The sequence below is a fragment of the Stenotrophomonas pictorum JCM 9942 genome, from assembly GCF_001310775.1.
Classification (GTDB): Bacteria; Pseudomonadota; Gammaproteobacteria; order Xanthomonadales; family Xanthomonadaceae; genus Stenotrophomonas; species Stenotrophomonas pictorum.
Genome location: NZ_BAZI01000144.1, coordinates 1 through 6,781 on the forward strand (window position 1 = coordinate 1; position 6,781 = coordinate 6,781).

Here is a 6,781-nt window from a genome sequence, read left to right on the forward strand (position 1 = left end):
CGCACCGCCGCGGAACGCCACATCCATCGCCGCGCGCAGGCCGTTGCGGGCGGCCTCGGCGGTGCGCACATTGGCCCGCACCGAGACGTTCATGCCGATGTAGCCGGCCGCGCCGGACAGCACCGCGCCGATCGCAAAACCAATCGCGGTGTACCAGCTGAGGAAGAAACCGACCAGCACGAACAGCACCACGCCGGCGATGGCGATGGTCAGGTACTGGCGGTTGAGATAGGCCCGCGCGCCTTCCTGGATGGCGGCGGCGATTTCCTGCATGCGGGTGTTGCCGGCAGGTTGGCGTAGGACCCATTGGGCCGAAATGATGCCGTAGACGATGGCGACCGCGGCGCAGACCAGCGAAAGCACAAGACCGTACTGTTCGAGCATGACCCCTCCAACAACGTTGATGGATGCCATCCAGCAGTGGATGAAGCGGGGACACGCCGGGCAGAACGAAGCACTGGAACAGACCGGGGCCGCAGGCGGCTGTGGTACGTGTCGCGGTGTTCAAACAATCCTGGAGCGGTCCGAGTATGACTGGCAGCTGTCTGCACCGCCAGCCGGCCCCGTCCTTGCCCTGGGGTTCAGCACCACGCTGGCAGCGTCGGCCCCTTGCCGATACGGAACCGACAATGATGAAAGCCGCCGCTGTCCTGATCCTGCTCACCGCGCTGCCGTTGCCGGTGCTTGCCGCCAGCGCCAAACCGGAGATCGAACGCCCCGCGGGAAGTGCGCAAGCCGATGGTGCGGTGCACACCGTGCGGCAGATTCCCGAGGCCTGCACCCGTATCGAAGGGCGTTTTACCGGAGACGCGGCCAGTCCCTATGACATGCAGCTGGTACGCACCAGTGCGCAATGCCAGCCGCGTGCGGTGTTTCTGGATTTCGCCAGGGTCACGCCCAGCGAAGCGGCCGGCTGGAAGCTCAATGAAGTCGTGCGTATTCCATCGGCCGCCTGCCGCTCACGACAGGCGCAGGTGGAGGTGTGGCGCAAGCCGGCTGGACAGCAGGTCGCGCTGGATGGTCAGGGCCAGAGCCGGGTCTATCTGGGCGATGCCAAGACGCAGGCCGCTGCCGGCAAGCTGGCAGCGCTGCCGGCGTACTCGGCCCGGTTGTCGGTGGAAGGCGCCGCCTGCACCCGTTGAACGCGTGAAAGGTGTCCGCCCGTTTCAACGGGCCGGACACTCGGGCCTCAGCGCTGGTCCACGGTGACCAGCATGGGTGAGGCGAAGATGGCCGCCGGCGAAATCACCGGTTCGTCCCGTGGGATGTTCGCGCCATAGCGCTCGCGCAGTTTGGCCCGCACGGTCGGTGCCTGCAGGTCGAAGCTGTCCAGCCGCGCCAGCGGTGCCAGGCGGATGCCGGTGGCATCGCGGTACAGCTTCCACACCAGTTCGGAGCAGTAGATGCGCTGGTCGGACCACTCGAAGGTCAGGTCGTAGGGTTTGCCGAGGTAGGGCGTGGCCGCGCGCTGCAGGCGTGCCTTGGCGTTGGCATCCAGCGGCGTTGCGGGCCGTTTGATCACATAGCGGCCTTGCCTGCCACGGTCGAGCCAGGCCTGCAGTGGCGTGTAGCGCACCGGTTGCACGGCTTCCAGCACGTGGGGGACACCGCCGCGCAGCAGCACGATGCCCATGTGGCTGTAGGGCGAATGCGTGGCGGCCTGCACCGCCACGCTCTGGCTGGAGGTCGAGGTGTGGAACACGATGTCGCCGTCCTGTGGCGTGTAAGCCGATGCCGGTAGCGTCCAGCACACCAGCAGCATCAGCAACGCCCAAAGGCCAACGCGCGGATACATCGTGCTCAGCCTTCCCACGCCGGCAGCTTCTTGGTCACCGCCACATTCTTCAGCGTCACGTACTTGGGCAAGCCGTCGCGCCCATATGGCAGGGGCGCCTCGCCGCGGATCAGCGGCTGCAGGTAGCGGCGGGCCTTCTCGGTGATGCCGAAACCGTCCTTGCGGATGAAGCCGGCCGGCATCTTCTTTTCGTGATTGGCGATCTTCGACAACGGCGCTGCTTCGATCTTCCAGTGGTAAGGTGCATCCGAGCTGCGCACGATCACCGGCATCACCGCGTTGTGTCCCTTCAGTGCGAACTGCACGGCTGCCTTGCCCACGGCCTGCGCCTGTTCCCAGTCGGTCTTGGACGCGACATGGCGGGCCGAGCGCTGCAGGTAGTCGGGCAGGGTCCAGTGCACCTTGTAGCCGAGTTCGGCCTTGACCTTGCCGGCCAGGTACGAGGCGACGCCGCCGAGCTGGGTGTGGCCGAACGAATCGGTGGCGCCCCCGGCATCGGCGACGAACTGGCCGTCGGCGGTCTGGATGCCCTCGCTGGCCACCACCACGCAGAAACCGACCTTGGCCACCACCTGCTTCACCTTGGCCAGGAACTTCGCCTCGTCATAGGCGCGCTCGGGCAGCAGGATGATCTGCGGCGCATCCTCGGCGTTCTCGCCGGCCAGTCCGGCGGCTGCGGCCAGCCAGCCGGCGTGGCGGCCCATCGCCTCGTAGATGAACACGCGGGTGGAGGTTTCGGCCATGGCGGCCACATCCAGCGCGGCCTCACGCACCGAGATGGCGGTGTACTTGGCGGCCGAGCCGAAGCCGGGGCAGGTGTCGGTCACCGCCAGGTCGTTGTCGATGGTCTTGGGCACGCCCACGCAGGTCAGCGGGTAGCCGTACTCCTTGGCCAGCTGCGAGACCTTCAGCGCGGTGTCGGCCGAATCGTTGCCGCCGTTGTAGAGGAACCAGCGCACGTCATGGGCCTTGAACACCTCCAGCAGGCGCTCGTATTTGGCCCGGTCCGCATCCAGCGATTTGAGCTTGTAGCGGCACGAGCCGAAGGCGCCGCCCGGCGTGTGGGCGAGCGCGGCAATACTGGCGGCCGACTCCTTCGAGGTGTCGATCAGTTCCTCGCGCAGCGCACCCAGGATGCCGTTCCGCGCGGCCAATACCTTGATTTTCTTAGACCTTGCTTCAGTGATGACGGCCGAGGCGGTCGCGTTGATGACGGCGGTCACGCCACCGGACTGGGCGTACAGCAGGGTGCCTTGGGACATGGGTAAAACTCTCCGGGCGGGGGACATTCCGGGACATTGGCCGGATGCGGTAAGCTGCGCATATTGCGGTGCAGCGTGAATCGGCCCCTGAGTCTAACGCCGCTGTCCGTCCCTGAAAGACATCATCCTCAAACATATGGGAGTCAGGAATGCGATTGGTTCTGTTGGGACCGCCCGGTTCGGGCAAGGGCACGCAGGCGACGAGCCTGAAGGAACAACTGCAGGTTCCGCACATCTCCACCGGTGATCTGCTGCGCGCCGAAGTGGCCGCCGGCACCGAACTGGGCAAGCAGGCCAAGGCGGTGATGGACGCCGGCAACCTGGTGTCCGACGACATCCTGCTGGGCATGCTCGAATCGCGCCTGTCGCAGGCCGACACCGCCAAGGGTTTCATCCTCGACGGTTACCCGCGCAACGTGGCCCAGGCCAACGCGCTGGGCGAACTGCTGGCCAAGCTGGGCCAGCCGCTGGATGCGATCGTGCAGCTGGATGTGCCGACCGAGCTGCTGGTCGAGCGCATCGCCGGCCGCGCCCAGGAGCAGGGCCGCGCCGATGACAACCCGGAATCGGTGCGCCAGCGTCTGCAGGTCTACAACGATTCGACCGCACCGGTGATCGATTTCTACGCCGCCAAGGGCACCCTGGCCCGCGTCGATGGCGTCGGTGCGCTGGACGAAGTGCTGGCCCGCATCCTGGCCGCGATCAAGCGCTGATCCGCTGGCGGCTGTGGCGGGCAACGGTCACGACCGCCCAGACGCAAACGCCCGGATCCAGTGTTGGATCCGGGCGTTTGCATTTGTAGAGGCCAGCAGATGGGCTTGCTCAGAGCCCCGCAGCATGAGCTCCCTGGGGATGGCCTCTTGGGGAGTAGGACCTGAGGGATACTGCGGCTGGCGTAGCGCATTCTGGGTCCGATTGGCTGAACGCGGTATCAGGTAATCCCCTACATACGGTAGGTATTCCGGAAGGGCGGTACCCGGGCGTGAACGCATCGGCGACAATCGCCGGCATGAGCAAGATCCATATCCTCGGCATTGCCGGTACTTTCATGGGCGGTGTGGCCGCCTTGGCCCGCGAGCTCGGTCACCAGGTCGAAGGCAGCGACCAGGCGGTGTATCCGCCGATGTCCACCCAGCTGGAAACACTGGGGATCACGCTGTCGCAAGGCTATCTGCCCAGCAATATCAGCGCTGATTGCGATGAGGTGGTGGTCGGCAACGCGCTCTCGCGCGGCAATCCGGCGGTGGAGGCGGTGCTGGACGCCGGCCGGCGCTACACCTCCGGCGCGCAGTGGCTGTCCGAGCAGGTGCTGCCCGGGCGCGACACCCTGGCCGTGGCCGGGACCCACGGCAAGACCACCACCACCACGATCCTGGCCTACCTGCTGCAGGCCGCCGGCCGCGAGCCGGGGTTCCTGATCGGCGGCGTGGCCGAGGACTTCGGTGTCTCGGCGCGGATCGGGCAGGGCCGCGAATTCGTGGTCGAGGCCGATGAGTACGACACCGCGTTCTTCGACAAGCGCAGCAAGTTCGTCCATTACCGGCCACTGGTGGCGATCCTCAACAATCTGGAGTACGACCACGCCGACATCTTCCCGGATGTGGAAGCGATCGAGCGGCAGTTCCACCACCTGGTGCGCACGGTGCCGGCGCGCGGCCGGCTGATCGTCAATGGCGAGGACGCGCACCTGGAACGGGTGCTGGCGATGGGATGCTGGACGCCGGTGGAACGCTTCGGCTTCGCGCCGTCGCTGGAATGGAGTGCGCGACTGATCCACGACGATGGCAGTGCGTTCGCAGTACTGCATCGCGGGGTCGAGATCGCGACCGTGCAGTGGCCGTTGCTCGGCCGGCACAACGTGCTCAACGGCTTGGCCGCGCTGGCCGCCGCGCAGGCGGTGGGCGTGGATGTGGCGGCCGTGGCGCCGGCCCTGGCCCGCTTCCATAGCGTCAAGCGGCGGATGGAGGTCATCGGCACCGCCAATGACATCACCGTCTACGACGATTTCGCCCATCACCCCACCGCCATCCACACCACGCTGCAAGGCCTGCGGGCCAAGGTGGGTGAAGCGCGCATCGTGGTGGCGATGGAGCCGCGCAGCAATTCGATGCGGCTGGGTGCGCATTCCGATGCGCTGGCGCCGTCATTGGATATCGCCGATGCGGTGGTGTTCCTGGCGCGTCCGGAACTGCCGTGGGACGCGGTCAAGGTGATCGAGGCCGTGCGCGGCGATGCCCAGGCGGTGGCCGATACCGATGCGCTGCTGCAGCGTCTGGGTGAGCTCGCGCGCGGCGGTGACCATGTAGTGTTCATGTCCAATGGCGGCTTTGATGGCGCGCCGCGCCGCTTCCTCAAAAAGCTGCAGGGCGGCTGAGAATGCTGCCCGGACGATGGTCAGGCCCACGCCAGGGCGTACCATTCCGGGGCCATACGACTTTTCCCGCTGATCGATGATGTTACCGCAGACGCTTCCCCTGTTTCCCCTGCACGCGGTGCTGCTGCCCGGCGCCGCGCTGGGCCTGCGCGTGTTCGAGGCACGCTATCTGGATCTGGTGCGCGAATGCGGCCGCAGCGGCGGCAGCTTCGGTATCTGTCTGATTCTGCAGGGCAAGGAAGTCGGCGCGCCGGCTGTGCCCGCGGCATGGGGCGTGGAGGCGCAGATCGAGGATTTCGACGTCGGTGCCGATGGCGTGCTGGTGTTGCGCCTGCGCGGTGGCCGTCGTTTCCATGCGACCGGCACACGGGTGCGCGACAACGGCCTGGTGGTGGCCGAAGTCCACTGGTGCGACCGCGACAGCGACGACGAGTTGCGCCCCGAGCACGGGCTGCTGGGCACCTTGCTGGAACACATCCTTGAACAGGCCGGCGGGCAGTTCACCGGTATCGGTCCGGCGCAGCTGGATCAGGCCGCCTGGGTCGGCTGGCGGCTGGCCGAACTGTTGCCGCTGGCCGAGCAGCAGCGGCTGCAGCTGTTGCAAGAGCACGATCCGCACCAGCGCCTGGACCGTCTGCTGGAATGGATACCGGGCTTCGACGTGCCGATCGAGGAGCCGTTGTAACCGCAATCCAGGCCGTCGCCGGGCAACCGTCCCTCCGATCGCGCTGGGCGATACGGCGCCGTCACGCGTGACGGCCAGCGGTGGTGACGGGGTCATGGCCACCTGCGTCAGTGGATTCCACCCGCCGCAGCGCTTGCCCGTGACGGGCGTTACGGCGCCGGTTCGCTGCGGATCATCAGCAACGGCAGGTTGCTGTCGTCCTGGGTCTGCTGCCGGCTTTCCAGTCCGTCCAGCGACTGCTTGAGCGCGTCCAGCGCCGGGTCCACCCCGCGCAGCGGCCGCCACATCCCGAACAGTTTCAGGTGGCGCTGGAAACGCAGGGTCTGTGCGCTGCCCAGCCACACCGGCGTGTTGCCGGGCTGCAGCTGCACGTGGGACGGCCACAGCCGCAGCGCGTAGATCTCGTCCGGCCGCGTGCCCGGGCGCAGCATCAGCAGCGCCTCGACATTGGTGTCCAGCGTTGCCGGCAGCACCGGCACCTCGCGCGGGCTGGCCTTCTGGTCCAGCATCAGCAGCGCCTGCTGCCAGCCGGCCTGCGGCTGCAGGGTCCAGCCGTTGCGTTCCAGTTGCTGCTGCAGCGGCGCCAGCGGGCCGGCGACCTGCACATCCAGCGGCCAGCGCTGGTCGTCATCGAACTCGTTGCGACGGGCGGGCAGTTCGCGCCA

8 protein-coding genes are annotated in these 6,781 nt (G+C 67.1%); 4 read left to right on the forward strand and 4 right to left on the reverse strand.

The annotated features are described in order from the left end of the window. Positions 1 to 384, reverse strand: a 384-nt coding sequence (locus tag JCM9942_RS08860; protein WP_172675080.1) for a sodium/proton-translocating pyrophosphatase, incomplete at its 3' end; no start/stop codon positions are given. Between the two features lie 248 nt (positions 385 to 632). Here JCM9942_RS08860 and JCM9942_RS08865 point away from each other — a divergent pair. Beyond that, positions 633 to 1,142, forward strand: a complete 510-nt coding sequence (locus JCM9942_RS08865; RefSeq protein ID WP_425478335.1) for a hypothetical protein — start codon at positions 633 to 635, stop codon at positions 1,140 to 1,142. Positions 1,143 to 1,189: 47 nt separating this feature from the next. On the opposite strand, the gene JCM9942_RS08870 is transcribed toward JCM9942_RS08865, so the two are convergent. After that, positions 1,190 to 1,795, reverse strand: coding sequence for a YiiX family permuted papain-like enzyme (locus JCM9942_RS08870; RefSeq protein WP_054659111.1), 606 nt, complete (start codon positions 1,793 to 1,795; stop codon positions 1,190 to 1,192). A 5-nt stretch (positions 1,796 to 1,800) separates the two neighbouring features. Continuing rightward, a complete protein-coding gene (locus JCM9942_RS08875) occupies positions 1,801 to 3,057 on the reverse strand; it encodes a 6-phosphofructokinase (protein WP_054659113.1) in 1,257 nt (418 codons plus the stop codon). A 149-nt stretch (positions 3,058 to 3,206) separates the two neighbouring features. On the opposite strand from JCM9942_RS08875, the gene JCM9942_RS08880 reads away from it, so the two are divergent. The 3 genes from JCM9942_RS08880 to JCM9942_RS08890 all read left to right on the forward strand — a co-directional run bounded on the left by JCM9942_RS08880 (position 3,207) and on the right by JCM9942_RS08890 (position 6,116). After that, a complete protein-coding gene (locus tag JCM9942_RS08880; protein ID WP_054659115.1) occupies positions 3,207 to 3,770 on the forward strand; it encodes an adenylate kinase in 564 nt (187 codons plus the stop codon). A 287-nt stretch (positions 3,771 to 4,057) separates the two neighbouring features. After that, positions 4,058 to 5,431, forward strand: coding sequence for a UDP-N-acetylmuramate:L-alanyl-gamma-D-glutamyl-meso-diaminopimelate ligase (gene mpl / locus JCM9942_RS08885; protein ID WP_241772620.1), 1,374 nt, complete (start codon positions 4,058 to 4,060; stop codon positions 5,429 to 5,431). Positions 5,432 to 5,507: 76 nt separating this feature from the next. Continuing rightward, positions 5,508 to 6,116 carry an LON peptidase substrate-binding domain-containing protein gene (locus tag JCM9942_RS08890; RefSeq protein ID WP_089153158.1) on the forward strand — a complete coding sequence of 203 codons (609 nt, stop codon included), beginning with the start codon at positions 5,508 to 5,510 and terminating at the stop codon, positions 6,114 to 6,116. A 149-nt stretch (positions 6,117 to 6,265) separates the two neighbouring features. Here the strand turns inward: JCM9942_RS08890 and JCM9942_RS08895 are convergent. Continuing rightward, the coding region (locus JCM9942_RS08895) for an LssY C-terminal domain-containing protein (protein ID WP_172675081.1) at positions 6,266 to 6,781 on the reverse strand (516 nt) is incomplete at its 5' end.